18 protein-coding genes are annotated in these 19,901 nt (G+C 66.0%); 14 read left to right on the forward strand and 4 right to left on the reverse strand.

The genetic code is table 11. From position 1 onward, the window contains the following. Positions 1-5 precede the first annotated feature (5 nt). The 12 genes from ACFZAI_RS23395 to ACFZAI_RS23450 all read left to right on the forward strand — a co-directional run bounded on the left by ACFZAI_RS23395 (position 6) and on the right by ACFZAI_RS23450 (position 11,960). Positions 6-1,106: a cupin domain-containing protein gene (locus ACFZAI_RS23395; protein ID WP_391569134.1), complete on the forward strand. Its 1,101-nt coding sequence runs from the start codon at positions 6-8 to the stop codon at positions 1,104-1,106. A gap of 44 nt (positions 1,107-1,150) precedes the next feature. Continuing rightward, positions 1,151-1,642: an aromatic-ring-hydroxylating dioxygenase subunit beta gene (locus ACFZAI_RS23400; RefSeq protein ID WP_391569135.1), complete on the forward strand. Its 492-nt coding sequence runs from the start codon at positions 1,151-1,153 to the stop codon at positions 1,640-1,642. A gap of 22 nt (positions 1,643-1,664) precedes the next feature. Beyond that, positions 1,665-2,933 carry an aromatic ring-hydroxylating dioxygenase subunit alpha gene (locus ACFZAI_RS23405; RefSeq protein WP_391569136.1) on the forward strand — a complete coding sequence of 423 codons (1,269 nt, stop codon included), beginning with the start codon at positions 1,665-1,667 and terminating at the stop codon, positions 2,931-2,933. Between the two features lie 2 nt (positions 2,934-2,935). Then, complete coding sequence (locus ACFZAI_RS23410; protein ID WP_054425727.1) at positions 2,936-3,256, forward strand: non-heme iron oxygenase ferredoxin subunit; 321 nt, start codon at positions 2,936-2,938, stop codon at positions 3,254-3,256. Beyond that, the gene (locus ACFZAI_RS23415) at positions 3,253-4,527 is read left to right on the forward strand and encodes an NAD(P)/FAD-dependent oxidoreductase (RefSeq protein ID WP_391569137.1); all 1,275 of its coding nucleotides are present in this window, start codon (positions 3,253-3,255) and stop codon (positions 4,525-4,527) included. The genes ACFZAI_RS23410 and ACFZAI_RS23415 overlap by 4 nt, the downstream gene beginning before the upstream one ends. Positions 4,528-4,555: 28 nt before the next feature. After that, complete coding sequence (locus tag ACFZAI_RS23420; protein ID WP_391569138.1) at positions 4,556-4,963, forward strand: nuclear transport factor 2 family protein; 408 nt, start codon at positions 4,556-4,558, stop codon at positions 4,961-4,963. A gap of 45 nt (positions 4,964-5,008) precedes the next feature. Further along, complete coding sequence (gene hpaH, locus ACFZAI_RS23425; protein ID WP_391569139.1) at positions 5,009-5,809, forward strand: 2-oxo-hept-4-ene-1,7-dioate hydratase; 801 nt, start codon at positions 5,009-5,011, stop codon at positions 5,807-5,809. Between the two features lie 76 nt (positions 5,810-5,885). Then, the gene (locus ACFZAI_RS23430; protein ID WP_391569140.1) at positions 5,886-6,869 is read left to right on the forward strand and encodes a Bug family tripartite tricarboxylate transporter substrate binding protein; all 984 of its coding nucleotides are present in this window, start codon (positions 5,886-5,888) and stop codon (positions 6,867-6,869) included. A 164-nt stretch (positions 6,870-7,033) separates the two neighbouring features. After that, positions 7,034-8,845, forward strand: coding sequence for a sulfoacetaldehyde acetyltransferase (gene xsc / locus ACFZAI_RS23435; RefSeq protein WP_391569141.1), 1,812 nt, complete (start codon positions 7,034-7,036; stop codon positions 8,843-8,845). A gap of 149 nt (positions 8,846-8,994) precedes the next feature. Next, the gene (locus tag ACFZAI_RS23440; protein WP_391569142.1) at positions 8,995-9,924 is read left to right on the forward strand and encodes a bifunctional enoyl-CoA hydratase/phosphate acetyltransferase; all 930 of its coding nucleotides are present in this window, start codon (positions 8,995-8,997) and stop codon (positions 9,922-9,924) included. Positions 9,925-10,110: 186 nt separating this feature from the next. Next, positions 10,111-10,503 carry a nuclear transport factor 2 family protein gene (locus ACFZAI_RS23445; protein WP_391569143.1) on the forward strand — a complete coding sequence of 131 codons (393 nt, stop codon included), beginning with the start codon at positions 10,111-10,113 and terminating at the stop codon, positions 10,501-10,503. A 23-nt stretch (positions 10,504-10,526) separates the two neighbouring features. Continuing rightward, entirely contained in the window at positions 10,527-11,960 is a 1,434-nt protein-coding gene (locus ACFZAI_RS23450) for an NAD(P)/FAD-dependent oxidoreductase (RefSeq protein WP_391569144.1), read from the forward strand. A gap of 83 nt (positions 11,961-12,043) precedes the next feature. Here the strand turns inward: ACFZAI_RS23450 and ACFZAI_RS23455 are convergent, their stop codons facing one another. From ACFZAI_RS23455 to tauA, 4 genes are all read right to left on the reverse strand, one after another. After that, complete coding sequence (locus tag ACFZAI_RS23455) at positions 12,044-13,576, reverse strand: PLP-dependent aminotransferase family protein (RefSeq protein WP_391569145.1); 1,533 nt, start codon at positions 13,574-13,576, stop codon at positions 12,044-12,046. A gap of 155 nt (positions 13,577-13,731) precedes the next feature. Further along, positions 13,732-14,559: an ABC transporter permease subunit gene (locus ACFZAI_RS23460; RefSeq protein ID WP_391569146.1), complete on the reverse strand. Its 828-nt coding sequence runs from the start codon at positions 14,557-14,559 to the stop codon at positions 13,732-13,734. Next, complete coding sequence (locus tag ACFZAI_RS23465; RefSeq protein ID WP_391569147.1) at positions 14,552-15,382, reverse strand: taurine ABC transporter ATP-binding protein; 831 nt, start codon at positions 15,380-15,382, stop codon at positions 14,552-14,554. Before ACFZAI_RS23465 ends, ACFZAI_RS23460 begins: the two co-directional genes overlap by 8 nt. Before the next feature lie 63 nt (positions 15,383-15,445). Further along, the gene (tauA, locus tag ACFZAI_RS23470; RefSeq protein WP_054425703.1) at positions 15,446-16,474 is read right to left on the reverse strand and encodes a taurine ABC transporter substrate-binding protein; all 1,029 of its coding nucleotides are present in this window, start codon (positions 16,472-16,474) and stop codon (positions 15,446-15,448) included. Positions 16,475-16,848: 374 nt separating this feature from the next. On the opposite strand from tauA, the gene ACFZAI_RS23475 reads away from it, so the two are divergent. Next, on the forward strand, positions 16,849-18,540 hold the full coding sequence (locus ACFZAI_RS23475; protein WP_391569148.1) for a methyl-accepting chemotaxis protein: 1,692 nt from the start codon (positions 16,849-16,851) through the stop codon (positions 18,538-18,540). A 1-nt stretch (position 18,541) separates the two neighbouring features. Continuing rightward, a complete protein-coding gene (locus ACFZAI_RS23480; RefSeq protein ID WP_391569149.1) occupies positions 18,542-19,888 on the forward strand; it encodes an amidohydrolase family protein in 1,347 nt (448 codons plus the stop codon). The last annotated feature ends 13 nt before the right edge of the window (positions 19,889-19,901 follow it).

Raw genomic sequence — 19,901 nt, forward strand, 5'->3', positions numbered from 1 at the left:
CAAGCATGTTCGTGGATATCAGCGGGGCCGCGCCTCGCGAACAAAACAAGTGGCCGTCGATCGTGATCCCGAAAGAGGATATTGATCTGGAAATCGCGCGGCTCATCGATGCGCCCCGGCCAGACAACGGCCGCCGCGCGTCGCTCATCACGCATCCCGAGGCGACCGCGCCCGGCTTAGGGCTGGCGCCCGGCACGGACGTCACCATCAATGTGGTGAACCCTGGCGAACGCACGTTCAACCTGCGCAAGAACTCCAACATGCTGGAAATCTGTATCAGCGGGGAAGGGGTGGCGACGGTGGCGGGCCGCGATATCCGCGTGGGGCATTGGGACGTCTGGAACACGCCCGCGATGCAGGTGCATTCGTACCGCAATGACGGCAAGACGCCGTGGGTGCGCTTGTCGTACTCGAACGCGCCGCTGCTGGAAAAGCTGGAAATTCATTACGTTGAAGAGTTCGAAGGCGCCGTGCCGCCCGCAGACGCGAACACCAAGCCCGTGCCGGCCCGCGCACCCGACGCCGCCCGTTCCCGCGACCTGGCGCTGCGCGAACAGATCACGCCCGAGGGCGCCTGGCTGATGGGATACGAGTGGCTGATCGATATCGACGTGCTGGAATCGAAAGCGCTGCATTGGCCCTGGGAGGCGGTGTCGCGCTATTTGCCCACCGTGGAAGACATGGCGCGCGGCTACAACGGCCGCCGTCTCTTCGTGCTGTACAACCCGGCGACCGAACGCCGCATCGGCACCACGCATAGCTTCTTCGCCACGATTTCGTCGTCGCCGCCCGACAACCACCACGTGCCGCACCGCCATAGTTCGTCGGCCATCAATTACTACCTGCGCGGCAACGGATACAGCAAGGTCAACGGCACCCGGCTGGACTGGAAGGCGGGCGACTTGATTTTGTCAGCGCCCGGCTGGGCCATGCACTCGCATCACTCGGGCACGGAAACCACGTCCGCGCTGACGGTGCAAGACCACCCGCTGCAAATCGCCATGGAATCGCTGATCTGGCAAGAGCGCATGCAGGAACCCATCCTGGCGCTGGGCAGCCAGAGCGGCTTTGAAAGCAACCGCGCGCAATTGGCGGCGGCGTCCTGAGCGCCTGCCGGCCCCGTTCACACGACTTGATATCTGGATTTCCCATGACCTTGATTGAACTGTCCGACGCCCCGGCATTGCGCGCGCAACTGCGGGATTTTTACGACGACTACGCCTACTGCCTGGACGAAGGCCAGCTGGAGGCGTGGCCCGATTTCTTCACCGAAGACTGTCATTACCGCGTGCTCTCGCGCGAGAACCATGACGCCGGCCTGCCGCTGGGCCTGATCTATTGCATGAACAAGAACATGGTGCGCGACCGCGTCACGGCGCTGCGCGAAACCACGATGTTCGAGCCGCGCGCGCTGCGCCACTTCATCAGCGGCGTGCGCGTCATGGAATTGCAGGGCGACCACATCGTGTCGCAGGCCAACTTCGCCGTGATGGAGTCGCTGTCTGACCGCGAGCCCACCTTGAACATGGTGGGCCGGTATCTGGATGTGCTGCGCGTGACGCCCGACGGCCTGTTGATCAGCCGCCGCGACTGCGTCTACGACAACTACCGCGTGCGCACCTCGCTGATCGTTCCCATCTGAATCCGCTGCAAGGAAACCCATCATGACCTGTTCCGATTCCGCCGTGCTGGACACGCCTGCCGCGGCCCCCATTCATCTTGAACGCCGCTGGCCCAAAGAGGGTTACACGCGCATCCCCAACTGGGTCTACACGGACCCGGCCATCTTCCAAAAGGAAATGGACGTGTTCTTTGCCGGCCAGACCTGGAACTACGTGGGCCTGGAATGCGAAGTGCCCGAGACCGGTTGCTACAAGCGCAACTGGATCGGCAACCGTCCGGTGGTGATGGTGCGCACCGAAACCGGCGAGATCAATGTGCTGGAGAACCGCTGCGCGCATCGCGGCGCGCAGATCTGCTGGCACAACACGGGGAAGGTGACGGACTTCACCTGCCCGTATCACCAATGGAATTACGACCTGCACGGCAACCTGCAAGGCGTGCCGTTTCGTCGCGGCGCGATGGGCAAAGGCGGCATGCCGAAGGACTTCGACCCCAAGCAGAACGGCATCCGCAAGCTGCGCAGCGTGAACCGGGGCGGCTCGATCTGGGCCACGTTTTCAGAAGACGCGCCCAGCTTCGAAGACTATTGCGGCCCGGAAGTGCTGGCCGAGATCGATCACATGCTGCCGGGCAAGCCGCTCAAGCTGCTGGGCTATAGCCGCCAGCTGATTCCCAGCAACTGGAAGATGTACCTGGAAAATCTGAAAGACCCGTACCACGCCACCTTGCTGCATACGTTCTACATCACGTTCGGGCTGTGGCGCGCGGATTCGAAGTCGGAATGCATTCCCACGGGCGGCGGCGCGCACAGCGTCATGGTGTCGCACAACGAAGGCAAGAAGAAGACCGAAGCCACCACGGAAATGAGCCGCTTTCGCGACGACCTGGAACTGCTGGACCTGGAAACCGTGACGCCGCGCGCCGAGTTCAACCGGGGCCGGGTGGGGGGCGCGTGGGTGTTTCCCGCCGCGCAATTCGGCATCCAGGCCAATTCGCTGAAGACCCGCCACGTCATCCCGCGCAGCCCGACCGAGCACGAACTGGTGTTCACCTATTACGGCTACGAGGACGACGACGAGGAAATGACCCGGCTGCGGCTCAAGCACGCCAACCTGCTGGGGCCGGCCGGCTTTGTGTCGATGGACGATAGCGAAATGCTGAACCAGGTGCAGATCGGCGTGACGGGCTACCCCGAGGCGCGCGGCATCGTCGAGATGGGCGGCCGCGACACCGAGCCCGCCGACTACATGGTGACCGAAGTGCTGATCCGGTCTTTCTATGACTACTACCGCAAGGCGATGGGGCTCTGATCATGGATATCTGGAAACCCGTTGCCTTGGTGACGGACATCTCGCCGGACACCGGCACACTGCGAGTCGTGCATGAAGGCGAGGGCGTCTGCCTGTACGACTTGCAGGGCGAAATCTGCGCCACCCAAGACCGCTGCCCCCACGGCAACGCCAGCCTGGCCGACGGCTATCTGGAAGACGGCACCATTGAATGCCCGTTGCACCAGGGCGTGTTCGACATTCGCACGGGCAAGCCGCAATGCCCGCCGGTCACCACCGACCTGCGCCGCTACGAGGTACGCGTCGAAGCCGACACGGTGTATCTGAAGGCGGAGGCCGCGTGAGCGCGCGCGCGATCGTCATCGTGGGCGCAGGGCAGGCGGGCGGCTGGGCCGCTACCACCTTGCGCAGCCGCGGCTACGACGGCCGCGTGCTGCTGCTGGGCGAAGAACCCCATGCGCCCTATGAGCGGCCGCCGTTGAGCAAAGCGGTGCTAGGCGGGCAGGCTGCGGCTGAGAGCACCGAACTGTTTTCCGCGGCGCGGCTGGCGGAGTTGGACATCGAGTTCCGGCCGGGCATCGCCGCCACGCGCTTGCGGGTAGACGACAAGCAGGTGGACTCGTCAGACGGCGGATCGGCGGCCTATGACAAGCTGATTCTATGTACCGGCGGGCGGCCTGTGGTTCCGGCGTTGCCCGGCGTGTCCAGCGCCGCCGTGCATGTGCTGCGCACGCGCGACGATGCCTTGCGCCTGCGCGCGCAGCTGGGTCCGGGCAAGCATGTCGTCATTGTGGGCGGCGGGTGGATTGGCCTGGAAGTAGCCGCCACCGCGCGCCAGTCAGGCAGCCGCGTCACGGTGCTGGAACAGGCGGCGCGTTTGTGTGCGCGCAGCGTGCAGCCGGGCGTGTCCGCGCACCTGGCCGCGCTGCATGCGGCGCATGGCGTTGAGGTGCGTCTGGGCGCCAGCCTGTGCGCGGTGCACCCGCAGCCAGACGGGCGCGCCGTGGCCGAGCTGGCCGACGGGTCCGCGATCGCAGCGGATGCCGTGGTGCTGGGCGTGGGCCTGCAAGCCAATGACGCGTTGGCGCGCGCGGCAGGCATTGAATGTGATCGCGGCGTGCTGGTCGACGCGTATTGCAGAACGTCCGCCCCGGACGTGTTCGCAGCGGGCGACGTGGCGGTGGTGGTGTATGGCGGGGCGGCCCATGCCGGGGCGGTCCATACCGGGGCGGCCCATGCCGGGGCGGCCGGCCGGGTGCGGCTCGAATCCTGGCAGAACGCGCAGGACCAAGGCGCCGCAGCCGCATTGTCGGCATTGGGCGAGTCCGTGCCGTATACGCCCAGCGGCGCGGTCTGGTCCGAGCAGTACGACGCCATGGTGCAGATCGTGGGCTTTCCCGCGCTGGCGGCAAGCGAAGTGCTGCGTCCGCAAGCAGAGAGCCGCGCCTTGCTGTCGGTAGCGCTGGATGCCGGGAGCCGCATCGTGGCGGCCGTCGCAGTTGATGCGCCCCGGGAGTTGCGCCAGTTGCGTAAATGGATCGCGCAAGGCGCGGTTCTGGACCCGGCGTTGTTGCAGCGGCCTGACGTGCCGCTGGCCAACGCGCAGATCGGATAACGGAGCACAAACCCGCATGGACCATTCAATGCAATCCCTACACATCAAGGCCGCCTGCGAAGCGGTGGTGCTGACGTTCTTTCATGCGCTGGACACGCGCCGCCATGACGCGGCCGCCGCCTTGATGGCGGACGACGGCGTCTGGATGCGGCAAGGCCGGCGCCTGGCTGGCCGCCAGGAAGTGCTGGACGCCCTGAACGCCCGGGCCGCCGAGCGCAGCACCTGCCACGTCATCACCAATTTACGGCTCGTCGATGGGGACGAGGCGCGCGCGACGGTCGGCTACTTCCTGACCGCCTACGACAGCGTGCCGCAAGAGCAGGGCGGCGCGCCCCGGCTGGTATCCATCCGCGAATGCCAGGACGTGCTGGTGAATACGGCGGACGGATGGCGTTTGGCTGACAAGCGCAGCCGGCGGCATCTGCCGCCGGAATAAACCCAATCCGATCCATCCCAAATAAAAAGCCCCCAAGGAGACCCTATGGATGCCGCAACCATAAAAACACTGGCGCTGCGTCTGGACGAGGCCGAGCAGCGCCGCAGCCAGGTGCGTCAGCTGTCGCTGGACCATCCAGACATCACCATTGCCGACGCCTATGCCATCCAGCGCGAATGGGTCGCGCACAAGATCGCATCGGGCCGCCGGCTGGTAGGCCACAAGATCGGCCTGACCTCGCGCGCGATGCAGCTGTCGTCGCAGATTGACGAGCCGGACTACGGCGCGCTCTTGGACGACATGCTGTTTGCCGATGGCGCCGAGATTCCGCGCAGCCGCTTCATCGTGCCGCGCCTGGAAGTAGAGCTGGCGTTCATCCTGGACCGCCCGTTGCAAGGCCCGGGCGTGACCTTGTTCGATGTGCTGGACGCGGTGCGCTATGTGATTCCGGCGCTCGAGATCATCGACGCACGCTCGCATCAGATCGACCCCGATTCCAAACGGCCGCGCAAGGTGTTCGACACCATCGCCGACAACGCCGCCAACGCGGGCGTCGTGATGGGCGGGCGGCCCGTGCGCGTGGGGGAGGTGGACCTGCGCTGGGTAGGCGCTTTGCTGTCGCGCAATGCCGTGATCGAAGAAACCGGTCTGGCGGCGGGCGTGCTGAACCATCCGGCCAACGGCGTCGTGTGGCTGGCCAACAAGCTGGGCGAACACGGCGTGGGGCTGGAGGCGGGGCAGATCATTCTTAGCGGCTCGTTCACCCGGCCAGTATTCGCGCAAGCCGGCGATACGTTTCATGTGGACTACGGTTCGCTGGGCGCGGTGAGCTGCCGCTTCGTCTAACGCGTTTTTAGTAAGCGCGCCGCATACACCTACAACAGCGCGAGCGCGTGGCATGCATCCCCTCAGGAGACAACAAGTGAAACCACTCAAGACCTTGATTTGCATGGCGGCCGCCGCCTGCGCAGCCTTACCTTCCACCGCCGTTCTGGCGCAACAGGCCAACTGGCCCACCCACGCCATCACGCTGGTCGTGCCGTTTGCGGCGGGCGGCGGCGGCGACACGCTAGCGCGTCTGGTCGCCGAGCCGCTGTCGCGGGAACTGGGCCAATCGATCATCGTGGAAAACCGCCCGGGCGCGGGTGGCAACATCGGCACGTCGATTGCCGCGCGCGCCAACCCGGACGGCTACACGCTGTCTTATGGCACCAACGGCACGCAGGCCACCAACCATTGGCTGTACAAGTCGCCGGGTTATGCGCCGGGTGACTTCGAACCGATATCGCGCTTTACCGTCATCGCGGCCGCCTTGGTCGTCAATGGCGCGGACGACCGTTTCAAATCGCTGGCGCAATTGCTGGACTACGCCAAGTCGCACCCGGGCGAACTGACCTGTGGGTCGGCCGGCAATGGCACGTCGTCCCATCTGGCCTGTGAACTGCTGAACCAGATGGCGGGCATCAAAGTCATGCATATTCCGTACAAGGGCGGCGGCGCGGCCATGACGGATTTGCTGGGCGGGCGAATCTCGTTCCTGATCGACGTGATGCCCAACGTGTCGGGCCAGATCGCGGCGGGCAAGTTGCGGGCCTTGGCGGTGACGACGCCTGAGCGCGTGGCGTCCAACCCCGACATCCCCACCATGAACGAGGCTGGCGTGAAGGGCTACGAGTTCTTCGCCTGGGATGGCTTGTATGCGCCCAAAGGCACGCCGGTTGCCGTGCTGGACAAGCTGAACGCCGCCGTCAACAAGGCGCTGCAACGGCCGGACGTGAAGAAGGCGCTGGAATCGCGCGGGGCCATTCCGTCGCCCACCACGCGTCAGGTGCTGGGAGAATTTGGCGCCGAGGAATACACGCGGCTGGGCAAGGTCGTGAAGACCGCCGGCGCGGCGATCGACTAAGCACTTCCAATATCTGCAATTTCCGCGGCGGCCTGAAGGCCGCCGTGCGGATTTTGCAGAAAATGGAACGCGGTGGGCTGTGACCCGCCGCCTTTCTCCGGCAGTATCGGTTCACACCGGCCACGATGCACGCACGCAAGCGCCGGCCTGCCAGGAGAGAGACCATGAGCAGCAAGCAACACATGACCCCCAGTGAAGCGTTCGTTGAAACGCTGGTGGCGCAAGGCGTCAAAGACGTATTCGGCATCGTGGGTTCGGCCTTCATGGATGCGCTGGACCTGTTTCCCGCAGCGGGGATTCGCTTCGTGCCCACCGTGCACGAGCAGGGCGCGGCCCACATGGCCGACGGCTACTCCCGCGTCACGGGCCGCCACGGCGTCTGCATTGCGCAGAACGGGCCGGGCATTACCAACTTTGTCACGGGGGTGGCCGCCGCCTATTGGGCGCACAGCCCCGTCGTGGCGATTACGCCCGAAACCGGCACGGCCGGCATGGGGCTGGGCGGCTTCCAAGAGACCGAACAGCTGCCGATTTTTTCCCGCATTACCAAGTACCAGGCGCACGTCAACCGGCCAGACCGCATGGCGGAGTTCACCGCCAAGGCGTTCGATAATGCGCTGGCCGAACGCGGCCCCACGCAGCTGAACATTCCGCGCGACTACTTCTACGGCGAGATCGACGTGGCCATTCCCGAGCCGCGCCGCGTGCGCCGCGGGCCGGGCGCGGAAGAAGACCTGGAAGCGGCGGCGCGCCTGCTGGCCGAGGCGAAATTCCCTGTCATCGTCGCGGGCGGCGGCGTGTTGTTCTCAGAGGGCCAAGCGGAATGCGTGGCGCTGGCTGAGCTGCTGGGTGCGCCAGTCGTCACCAGTTATCTGCACAACGACGCGTTCCCCGCCAGCCATCCGCTGTGGTGCGGCCCGTTGGGATATCAGGGCGCCAAGGCCGGCATGAAACTGTTGTCGCAAGCCGATGTGGTGCTGGCGCTAGGCACGCGGCTGGGGCCATTTGGCACCTTGCCGCAACACGGGCTGGACTACTGGCCGCAAGGCGCGCGCATCATCCAGGTGGATGCCGACCACCGCATGCTGGGCCTGGTGCGTCCGGTATCGGTGGGCATTTGCGGCGACGCCAAGCCCGCCGCCGCCGCGCTGACCGAAAAGCTGAAAGGCCGTGACGTCGCCTGCGTGCGCACCAAGTCCGCGCGCGGTGACGCCATTGCCTCGCAGAAAGCCGAATGGGAAAAAGAGCTGGATAGCTGGTCGCACGAGCGCGACGACTGGAGTCTGGACATCATCGAGCAAGGCGGCGGGCGCATGCATCCGCGCCGCATGCTGCGCGAGCTGGAACGCGCGATGCCCAAGCATGTGATGGTGTCGACAGACATCGGCAATATCTGCTCGGTGTCCAACAGCTATCTGCGTTTTGATGAGCCGAACTCGATGCTGGCCGCCATGAGCTTCGGCAACTGCGGCTATGCGCTGCCCGCCCTGATCGGCGCCAAGCTTGGCCGGCCCGACCGCCCGGCCGTGGCCTATGTGGGCGACGGCGCGTGGTGCATGAGCTTCCAGGAATTGCTGACCTGCGTGCGCGAAAAGATTCCGGTCACGGCGGTGGTCTTTCACAACGGCCAATGGGGCGCTGAAAAGAAAAACCAGGTCGATTTCTATGGCCGCCGCTTCGTGGGCAGCAACCTGCTGAACCCGAATTTTTCCGAGCTGGCGCGGGCCATGGGCGCAGAGGGCATTCGGGTGGAGCACGCGGACCAGGTGGGCGCGGCGTTGCAGGCCGCGTGCAAGGCGCAGTCCGAAGGCAAGACCACCGTGTTGGAAATGATGGTCAGCCAGGAACTGGGCGACCCCTTCCGGCGCGACGCCTTGAAGCAGCCGGTGCGCTTCCTGGACAAGTACAAGTCCTACGTGAACCAGCCGTTCCAGGCGGGCGAGGTGCCGCTGTCGATCGAGCCCGTCAAGCGCTGATCGCTACGCGAGCGGTGCGGCCGTTGCCGCACCGCATGTAGCTCAGGGCATGTAGCTCAGGGCATGTACCGCGGGGCGCGCGAGCCAGGGGACACATCCCAGGACATGCGCCCCGGATTTCTCCGACGTCCGCAGCAGGAGGCTCCCCCATGGCAATCGACCGATTGTTCGCACCGCTGCGCGAGGCCGCGCTATCGGGCGGGCGGCTGCGCACGGCGGTGGCTTATCCCTTGTGTCCGGCGAGCCTGGGTGCGGCGATCCAGGCGCGCGAGGCCGGCTACATCGAACCCGTGCTGGTGGGCCCCGCGCGCCGGATTCAGGCCGTGCTGGCGGAAATGGGCGTGCGCGCGGGCGGTTTGGACATCGTGGACACGCCAGACGATGAGAAGCTTGCCGCGCGCACCGCCGCCGCCCTGGCGCGCGACGGCGCGGCCAGCATGCTGATGAAAGGCAGTTTGCACACCGACCATTTCATGTCGGCCGTGGTGGCGCGCGAATCGGGTTTGCGTACCGAGCGCCGCATCAGCCATGCGTTCGTCATGGCGGTGGCCGCGTACCCCAAGCTATTCATCCTGACCGACGCCGCCGTCAACATCGCACCAACCTTGCAAGAGAAGGCCGACATTGCCCAGAACGCCATCGACCTTGCGCGTGCGCTGGGCGTTGCGCGCCCGAAGCTGGCGGTGTTGTGCGCGACCGAATCGGTCAACCCGTCGATGCCGGCCACGCTGGATGCCGCCGCATTATCAAAAATGGCGGATCGCCTGCAAATCCGGGGTGGCGACATCGATGGCCCCTTGGCGTTCGACAACGCGATATCCCGGGAAGCGGCCGACCAAAAGGGCATTGTGTCGCAGGTAGCGGGCGATGCCGACATTCTGCTGGTGCCCGATATCGAAGCCGGCAACATGCTCTACAAAGAGCTGACCTGGCTGGCGGGCGCAGGCGCCGCGGGCCTGGTGCTGGGCACACGCGTGCCGGTGTTGTTGACCAGCCGTTCCGACTCGATGGAGGCGCGCGTCAACAGCTGCGCCATCGCCGTGCTGCACGCGCGCGCATTGGCGGCGGCTGTCCTCTGATGCGGCTGCTGGAACAGGGGCAGGCGATTCTGGTGCTAGCGATTCCGATGCAAGCGATTCTGCCGCAAGCAATTCTGGTGCAAGCGATTCCCCGCGTCTGGTTCTAGACCCTGCCTGATGGCCCACGTACCTTGAGTCCAGACGCCCGCGCGCGCTTCGCGCCGGCCTTTGAGAAAGGGGTACGCAATGCACAAGACCGTCACCGTGGACATGCTGGCCGACTTTGCCGCGGCCTGGAACCGCCACGATATCGACGCCCTGATGCGCTTCATGAGCGAAGACTGCGTGTTCGAAACCGTGGGCGGGCCGGACGCTTGCGGCAGCCGTCACAGCGGAACCGAAGCGGTCCGCGCGGCCTTCATGGCGGCGTGGAAAAACTTTCCTGATGCGCAATGGAACCACGGCCGGCATTGGGTGGCGGGCGACCGTGGCGTGTCGGAATGCACGTTCACCGGCACCGCAGCCGACGGCTCGCGGGTAGAGGCCGATATGGTCGATATCTTCACGTTCCACGACGGCAAGATCCGCGTGAAGAACGCGTTCCGCAAGCAGCGTCCGGCCTTGCCGGCCCGCGCCTGAGCGTTGCGCCACGGAATCGAAGCATGGATACCCAAATGCCCTTCGACACGTCTGTCCCGCAGGGTGCGCACGCCGCGCCCGCCGCTTCCTCCGTGCCGGTCACGGCCTACAACCCGACCTACGACCCGCTCGTGTCGCCGCCCGGCCAGGGCCAGGACTACGCGCCCACGTACTGGGTTGCGACCGCGGGCGAACCGCCCGAAGACGACGGCCCCATCGGGGGCGATATCGATGTCGATGTCGCCATCGTGGGCTCGGGCTTTACCGGCTTGTCGGCCGCGCTGACGCTGGCGCGCGACTTCGGCGTGCGGGCGGTGGTGCTGGAGGCGAACCGCGCGGTGTGGGGCTGCACCAGCCGCAATGGCGGCCAGGGGCAGAACGCGTCGGGCCGGCTGTATCGGTCGCAATGGATCAGCCGATGGGGCCTGGATACCGCCAAGCGGCTGGATGCCGAGATCCGCGAAGGGTTTGAATACTGGAAGAGCCTGGTCGCGCAGGTGGATTGCGATGCGCAGCCGGGCGGCCATCTGTACACGGCGCATCGCCAGAAGAAGATGGCGTTCCTGGCGAACGAGGCGCGTGTGATGCGCGAGGTGTTCGGCTACGACGCGAAGATGCTCAGCCAGGCCGAGCTGCGCGAACGCTATGTCCACGACTACGAGGCCGTGGGCGCCATGCACGAACCCGATGGCGTGGGCGTGCATCCGCTGAAACTGGCCTACGGCTATCTGCGTCAGGCGCGCGCGTTGGGCGTGCGCGTGCATCCGTCCAGCCCGGTGCTGCGATGGCGTAAAGAGCCTGGCGCCATCCTGTTGGAAACGCCGGGCGGGGTGGTGCGGGCGCGGCGCGTGGCCTTTGCCACGGGCGGCTACACGGCGCAGGGCGTGAACCCGCTGCTGGACAACCGCATCATGCCAGTGCTGTCGAATTCGCTGGTGACGCGCGTGCTGACCCCGGCCGAGCGCGACGCCGCGGGCTTGAAGAGCACGGTGTTCATCACCGACACCCGCACCTTGCGGTTCTATTACCGCTTGCTGCCGGATGGCCGCATGCAGATAGGCAGCCGCAGCGCCTTGCATGGCGCCGATGCGCAGCACCCGCGGCATCTGGCGTTGCTGCGCGAAGGGCTGGCCTGCAAGTTTCCGTCATTGCGCAATGTGGACGTGGCGTATTCCTGGTGGGGGTGGGTGGATGTCAGCCACGACATGATGCCGCGCGTGACGCAGCCCGATCCCGCCCAGCCGGTCTATTACGCCTTTGGCTATGGCGGCAATGGCGTGGCGTTCTCCGCGCAAGCGGGTAAGCGCTTGGCCGAGAGAATGATGGGCAAGGACGGCGTTGCGTGGAATCTGCCCATCTACGATTCGCCGCTGCCGGGGCATCCGTTCGCGCCGTTCCGGCGTATTGGGCAAGCGTTGCTGTACCGCTGGTACCACCTGCGCGACGAACACCTGTAACGCCCGGCGCGATGGGCTACTGCGCCACTGGGCCACTGCGGCGCCACGCCGCTACACCGCTACACCGCTACGCCCCTGCGCCGCTACGCCGCCGCCTGCAAGCGGTAGCGGCGCACTACCTGCGCCAGCTTCTCGATGCCCGGGCCGATCAGTTCCGGCCGGATCGACGTGAACCCCACGCGCAGGAAATTCCGGGGCGCATCGGCGCCGTCCATGAAGAAGACGTCGCCCGGTTCCACCACCACGCCTTCGGCCAAGGCGGCCTCGGACAGGTCGGCGGCGTTCAGCCACGGCGGGCCTTCCAGCCAGCACGACGACGACCCGGTGATGGGCGTGGGAGTGAAATCCGGCAAGTAACGGGCCAGCGCCTGGGCCAGCTCCGCCCCGCGCCGCTGGTACGCTTGCGACTGCTTGCGCAGCAAGGAATGGTGGTGGCCCAGCGAAATGAATAGCGAAAACGCCCGCTGGATGTAGGCGGAAGGATGGCGCAGCATCAGCCGGCGCAGCGCGCGCAGCTCGCGCGTCAATTCGCGCGGCGCAACGATATAGCCTATGCGCAGGCCCGGCGCGAACGACTTCGCCAGGCTGCCGACGTAGATGACGCGGCCATCGCGGTCCTGGCTTTTTAACGCAGGGATCGCCCCTTCGCCCCAACGGCTTTCGCTTTCGAAATCGTCTTCGATGATCATGCTGTCGGCTTGGCGCGCCAGCGCCAGCAGGCTCTCGCGGCGTTCCATCGACAGCGTGACGGTGGTGGGGCATTGATGGCCGGGGGTGACGAACAGATAGTCGCAGCCCAGCAAATGCGTGCCGGTGCACAGGCCGCGTTCGTCAACGGGCATGGGCAGCAGGTTGCGGGTGTGGCTGGCGAAGATGTTGCGGGCGTCGGGGTAGCCGGGGTCTTCCATACCGACCACGGTGTCTTCGTTGACCAGCAGGTCGGCCAGCAGGTACAGCGCATGCTGCGCGCCGACGGTGATGACGATTTCTTCGGCGTCGGCCCACACGCCCCGGCGCGGCAGCACCTGCGTGCGGATCTGTTCGATCAGCGCGGGGTCGTCGTGGGTGATCAGGTCGGGCGCCCAGCTGCGGATGTCCAGCACCGATAACGCCTTGATGCAGCATTCGCGCCATTCGGCGGTGGGGAACAGGTCAGGGTCGAACTGGCCATACACAAACGGGTAGGGCTGCTTCTGCCAGTCTTGGGGTTTGGTGATATTGCGCTGCCGCGACGGGCGAAAGCGCAAGCGTTCCTCCCAGCGCACGCGTTGCGGGGCGTCGGCATCGGGCTGCGCGGCGGCTTCCTCTGGCGCGGACCCCGAATGCCCCTGCATGACGGAGTCGCACACGAAATGGCCGCTGCGCTCGCGCGATACCAGATACCCTTCGCTGACCAGTTGCTGGTAGGCGAACACGACGGTGTTGCGCGCAATGCGCAACTGGTCGGCCAGTTGCCGGCTGGAAGGCACCGGCGTGCCAGGTGGCAGGTGGCCGCTAAGAATGGCCGACACCAGCATCTGGCGCACGCGGCCTTGCAGGCTGAGATTGGGCGCGCTTTCCCGTTCAAACAGGCGTTCCCACAACACAGGCTTGAGCATCGAGGCCTGGCTGGACATGACGGCTCCTTGAGTAGACGACGCGGCGCCCGGCGCGCATGAGGCAAACGCGGCCGGGGCGGGCTTGTGAGTCTGGGTCGGAGACTCAGAATAGAGGAGCGGTCTGGGTGGCGAAATGGGGGATTGCCCTTTAGATTGCCCTTTGGCGTGCCGCCTCAGATGCGTCCCTTCCACGGGATGGCGAATTTCTCCACGTAGCGCACCAGCAGATCGAATGCGAAGGCGAACACGCCGATCACGATGATGCCCATGATGACGATGTCGCTGGCCAGAAACTGCGCGGCGTTCAGCACCATGAAGCCCAGCCCCCGGTCAGCGGCCACCATTTCGGCCGCGACCAGCGTGGTCCATCCCACGCCGATACCGATCCGCAAGCCCGTGAAGATTTCCGGCATGGCGGCTTTCAGGATGACGTGCCAGACGATCTGCATCCGCGTGCCGCCCATGGCGTAGGCCGCATGGATCTGTTCGATGGATACCGACCGCACGCCCGCGCGCGCCGCAATCGCCATCGGCGCGAAGATGGCCAGGTAGATCAGCAGGATCTTCGGAAATTCGCCGATGCCGAACCAGATGATGATGAGCGGCAGGTAGGCCAGCGGCGGCAGCGGGCGGTAGAACTCGATGGGCGGGTCGAAGATGCCGCGCGCATACCGGTTCACGCCCATCAGGATGCCCACCGGCACCGCCGTGACGCAGGCCAGCAGGAAGGCCGAGAACACCCGCGTCAGGCTGGCCATGGCGTGTTCGGCCAGCGTGGAGTTCGCCACGCCGTCGGTCATGGCGGACACGAACTTGTCGTACACCGCAAAGGGCGAGGGCAGGAACAGCGGCTTGACCCAGCCGGCGCTGGTCACCAGAAACCACAGCGCGATCAGCGCAATGCTGGTGATGAGACTGATGTGGCCGCTGTAGCCCGCGCCCGGGGCGCCATACACCTTGCCGGGCGCCGCGGGCTTGTGCCCGCCGCGCGGCCTAGGCATGGGCGGGCTCGTGGGCGGCAAGCTCGTCGCCGTAGATGATGCCAAGGACTTGTTCGCGCATGGCGATGAAGTCGGGACTGGATTTGATACGGCGGCCATCGCGGGTCTCCAGGTAGCGCCGGTTGAAGTCCGGCGTGAAGGTGTGCGTGATGCGCCCCGGGCGCGGCGACATGACGATCAGCCGCGACCCCAGGAACAGCGCCTCTTCCACGCTATGGGTAATGAAGAAGAACATCTTGTTGGTCTGGCGCCAGATGTCCAGCAGCAGCTCCTGGATGGTCTCGCGGGTCAGCGCGTCCAGCGCCGCCATCGGCTCGTCCATCAACAGCATGGCGGGGTCGCAGGTCAGAGCGCGGGCAATGCCCACGCGCTGCTGCATGCCGCCAGACAACTGGTAAATCATGTGCCGGTGAAAATCCTGCAAGCCGACCAGCTCCAGGTTGCGCCGGGCGCGGGCGCGCCGCGTTGCCTTGTCGACCCCTTGCAGCTTCAGGCCGAACTCGGTGTTCTCCAGCACGTTCAGCCAGGGCAGCAGCGCGTGCTTCTGAAACACCACGCCCCGGTCGGCGCCGGGGCCGATGATGGGCCGTCCGCCCAGCGTGATCTCGCCGTCGGTGGGCGACAGAAAGCCGGCCAACAGGCTTAACAAGGTCGTCTTGCCGCAGCCTGATGCGCCCAGCGCCACGACGAACTCGCCGGGCTCGATCGTCAGGTTGACGTCTTGCAGCGCAATCACCGGGCCGCTGTCGTGCAGGCCGGGATACGTGACGCTGACGTGATCCGCACGCAGGGCAAGTGCGGCGGACATGGGAGGGTGAGTCATGCGTTTTCCCCTGATGACAGGACGCCCGCGGCCAGGCGGGCGCCCTTTGCCAAGACGGCGCGCTTACTTGGCCGCGGCTTTGGCGTACTGGTCGGTCACGTGCGGGCTGTAGTCGCCCAGCGCCCGGTCGATCTGCTTCTGGTCTTTCAAGAACTTGGCGCTGGCGTCCAGCGCGCGCACCGCGCCCGATTCCTTGCCGCCGCCCAGCCACGTGTTGGACGCCTGTTCCTGCGCGGTCGGGAACACCAGCAGCTTGAGCGCGCTGACGATGTCCTCGGGTTTGCCGCCAATCAGCCGGACGATGCCCTTGACCTGGGGCGAGTCGGCCGTCCACTTCGCGCCGTTGGCGTGATAGTCGGCATACGACTTGGCCAGAACGCCCGTGAAGGCGGCCATGAACTTCGGGTTCTTGGCGGCCCAGGCGCGGTCGACAACGATGCCGTCAAACGTGGGCACGCTGGCGCGGCCGATGGCTTCGGAGTCGGCGATGATCTTGCCGGTCTTTTCAATTTCGGTCAGCGCGGGCGGCCAGACGTAGGCGGCGTCGATATCGCCGCGCTGCCAGGCGGCCACGATCTGCGGGGGCTGCATGTTCAGGATGCGCACGTCGCGCGGATTGATCTTCCAGACCTGGTCCATACCGACCAGCAGATGAAAGTGCGAGGTCGACACGAACGGCGTGGCCACGCGCTTGCCCTTCAAGTCGGCCGTGCTGTTGATGCCCGAGCCGTTGCGCGCCACCAGCGCTTCAGACTTGCCGATGTTGTCCAGAATCCAGAACAGCTGCAAGTCGACCCCGCGGGTGGCGGCGGACGTCATGCCCGTGGAACCCAGCACGCCGACCGGCACATTGCCGGATGCCAGCGCCGTTGAGATATCGCCGCCGGAGGTGAACTGGCGCCAGTCCACCTGGTAGCCGGCCTCTTTCAAGGCGGCGTCGAAACTGCCATCGGCGATGGAAGATAGGAAGGGGCCAACGATGAGCTGGTAGCCGACGACCAGTTTGGTCTGGGCGTAGGCGGGCGCGGCAAGCAGCGCGGCGGTCAGGCCGGCCAGGGTGCAGCGGCGGATGAGGCGGTAAATCGCGTTCATGGTGATCTCCGAAAGAGAGTGGGCCGCGCCCCGACGCGACCGGCTTTGTGCCGGTGCGGCCTGGTGCCAGTTTGCCCGGATAGGGGCAGAACGCTAGGTCCAGATGGGCGGATCAGTAGGAGCCACACGCTGCCGCCGCCTCCGTGCCCTCATGGTTAATCCCGGGGGCGTGAGCAAGGTATCGGCCAAATGCCCGAGGACCAGGCCGCCGGGGGGCATAGCACTACTGCACATGCCGGCCAGTGACGGAAATGTCATTCATTTGTTAACGATTTGTTCGACGTGTCGGCATACATTGCATTTGTCCGGCCTGCGCTACCGCCACCGCGCCATTCTGGCGGCCGGATTCCGCCGCAAAAATCCGCTGAGGTCGTATGTTCAACAATCTAAAAGTCCGCACCTGTCTGGGGCTCGTGCTCGCGCTCTTCTTTGTCGGCATGTTGGCCGCCAACGGCGCCGCCTGGATGGACACGCGCTCCAGCAACGCCAATCTGGACCAGATCAACGACGCGTACTCCAGCCAGGTAGTGCCTGCCTACGAGGCCTACACCTTGATGTTGCGGGCGCGGCTGGCGATGGACGCGGCCATGATCAACCGGCAAGCCGGCCGTACGCGCGAAAGCGCAGCGGACGCCGAGCGCGCGGAAGAGCTCTGGCGCCGCTCGCGCAGCCGGTTCGAGGCCTTCGCAAGCGAAGTCCGCACCCCCGAACGCGAAGCGCGGGCGGCGCCCGTGCTGTCGGCGTTCAAACACTACGACGCGTTGGCGGCTGAGCAATTCGAATCCATGCGGGGCCAGGACGCCCGCGCGTTCGCCTTGCAGATGGATGCCGTCCAGAGCGCGCATCTGGCTTTTGACGCACAGGTGGCAAGTTATCTGGACCATGTCGACCTGCGGACGGATGAGCTGGTCGCCGCAGCCGCTGCCCGGCACCTGCGCGCCAATCTGGTGATCGTCGCGTTTCTTGTGGCGGCCGTGCTGCTCAGCATCGGCGCGGCGCTTTTTGTCAGCCGGTCGGTGCTGCGCCCCTTGTTGCGCGCGGGCACCCATTTCCAAAGCATCGCCGACGGCAACCTGACCAACCACATCGAGATCAACTCCCACAACGAGATCGGCCAGCTCTTTCTGGGGCTGCAACGCATGCAGGCCAGCCTGGCCAAGACGGTGGCCGCCGTGCGCCAGAGCGTGCAGCAGATTGGCGTAGGCACGCGCGAAATCGCCGATGGCAATGTGGTGTTGTCTACGCGTACCGAGCAGCAAGCGGCCACGTTGGAAGAGACGGCGCTGTCGATGGGCCGGCTGGCCGTGACGGTGAAGGAAAACGCCGACAACGCGCAGCGCGCCAATGAACTGGCTGAAGGCGCCTCGCAAGTGGCCGGGCGCGGCGCGGCCGTGGTGGCGGATGTGGTGGGCACCATGCAGGACATCAGCGCCAGCTCGGCCAAGATCACGCAGATTGTGTCGGTGATTGACGCCATCGCGTTTCAAACCAACATCCTGGCCTTGAACGCCGCCGTGGAAGCCGCGCGCGCGGGCGACCAGGGCAAGGGCTTTGCAGTGGTGGCGGGTGAGGTCCGCGCGCTGGCGCAACGCAGCGCCACGGCCGCCCGCGAGATCAAGCAGCTGATCGCCGATTCCGCTGGCCGGGTGCAGGCCGGTGCGCAGCAAGTGGAGCTGGCGGGCGAGACCATGCGTGAAATCGAAAACGCGGTGCATCGCGTGACCGACATCATGGGCGAAATTGCCGCGGCCTCCCGCGAGCAGGCGCAGGGCATCAACCAGGTCAATCTGGCGGTGTCGAGCATGGACGAGGCCACACAGCAAAACGCCGCGCTGGTCGAGCAGGCCGCAGCTTCCGCGCGCGCCTTGCACGATCAGGCGGAAAAACTGGCGGAAACCGTGGCGGTCTTCACGGTGGCGCGGCAGCTTGTCATCGACATGCCCGCCACGCGCGAGTCCGACGCCGCGATGCCGGTTGCGGTAGCACACGGCGGCCGCTCTGCGTTGCCGCGCGCCCGGGCGGCCAGCACCGGTCCCGATTTAACCAACGACTGGCAGGTGTTCTGATATGAGCGACTTCGACATGGTGATACGCGGCTCGCTGGTGGGGGCCGACAGCATTCTTGAAGACGGCTGGTTGGGCGTCGTGGACGGCAAGATCGCGGCGATGGGCACGCATAGCCCGCCTGCGGCGCGAGACTATGTGGATGCGCGCGGGCTTTGGGTGCTGCCGGGCGCGGTCGACAGCCGCACCTACATCGGCGGCTGGGGCGACGGCGAAGGCATCGTCCGCGCGTCGCGCCACGCCGCCGCGGGCGGGGTGACTACCTTGGTGGACATGCCCTATGAACATGCCGAGGTCGTGGCCAGCCGCGCACAGCTGGATGCAATGGTGTCGCGCATTGACCACGGCGCGTACGTGGATGTGGCGGTGGCCGGCACCATCAACGCCGAGCACGGCCTGCGGGCCACCCAGGCGCTCGCCGACGGTGGCATCTGCGCGTTCTCGATTCCCACATTCGAGGTCGAGCGGTCTCGCTATGCGCACCATGAAAACGATCTGATCGAGGCGTTTCGGAACGTCGCGCGCTTCGGGCTCGCGTGCAGCATGCACAACCATGCGCGCCTGACTGCGGGCCGCAACGCGCGCCAATTACTGGAAGCCGGCAAGCCGGGCAAAGAGGTGCTGGCCCGCGCCAACCTTGCGCTGATCGAAGGCTTGACGACGCGTTTGCTGTGCCGCGTGGGCGCGGCGGCCGGCGTACGGATGCAGGCCGCCGATGTCTGGTCCGAGCAAGGCCATACGCTATGCGCGGATACCCGCAAGGCGGGCCATTGGGTCACGATCGAAACCTGCCTGCGCAGCCTGATGTTGTGTACCGAAGATGCCGTGGCCTTGCTGGGCGGGTCGGCGCAGGACTATCCCTTGCTTCGGTCGCGCCAAGAGGTGGAAGCGCTATGGCAGCGGCTGGCCAACGACCCCTGCACGTTCGTGTCGACGGGCTATCACGCGCGCGTGGACGATACGCTGCAAGGGCCGGGCCGTACGCCCGACTATGGCCCCAAGCTGCTGCTGCCCACGCTGTGGACCGGCTGCGAAGCCCGAGGCCTGTCGCCTACGTTGGTGGTGCGCCTGCTTTGCCTGAATCCGGCGATGCATTTTCTGTTGGATGACCGCAAAGGATCTTTTGATATCGGCAAGGATGCCGACATCGTCGTGCTGGCCCGGGGGCCGTCGCCGGTGCAGCCGCTGGCCAGCATCGGGCGGCCGCATTCCGTGCATGTATTCGGCACGTGGCGGCGTGGCGAGCTGGTTTATGACGGCAGCCGCGTGCAAGGCGAACCCGGCAGGGGCCGCTATCTGCGCGCCCGCGCGCCCGTGGCCCGAGATGAGCGCAGCGCCAAGGCGGCTTGAAGCGCCTTGATAA

Source organism: Achromobacter sp. NPDC008082, from assembly GCF_042957345.1.
Classification (GTDB): Bacteria; Pseudomonadota; Gammaproteobacteria; order Burkholderiales; family Burkholderiaceae_B; genus Achromobacter; species Achromobacter kerstersii_A.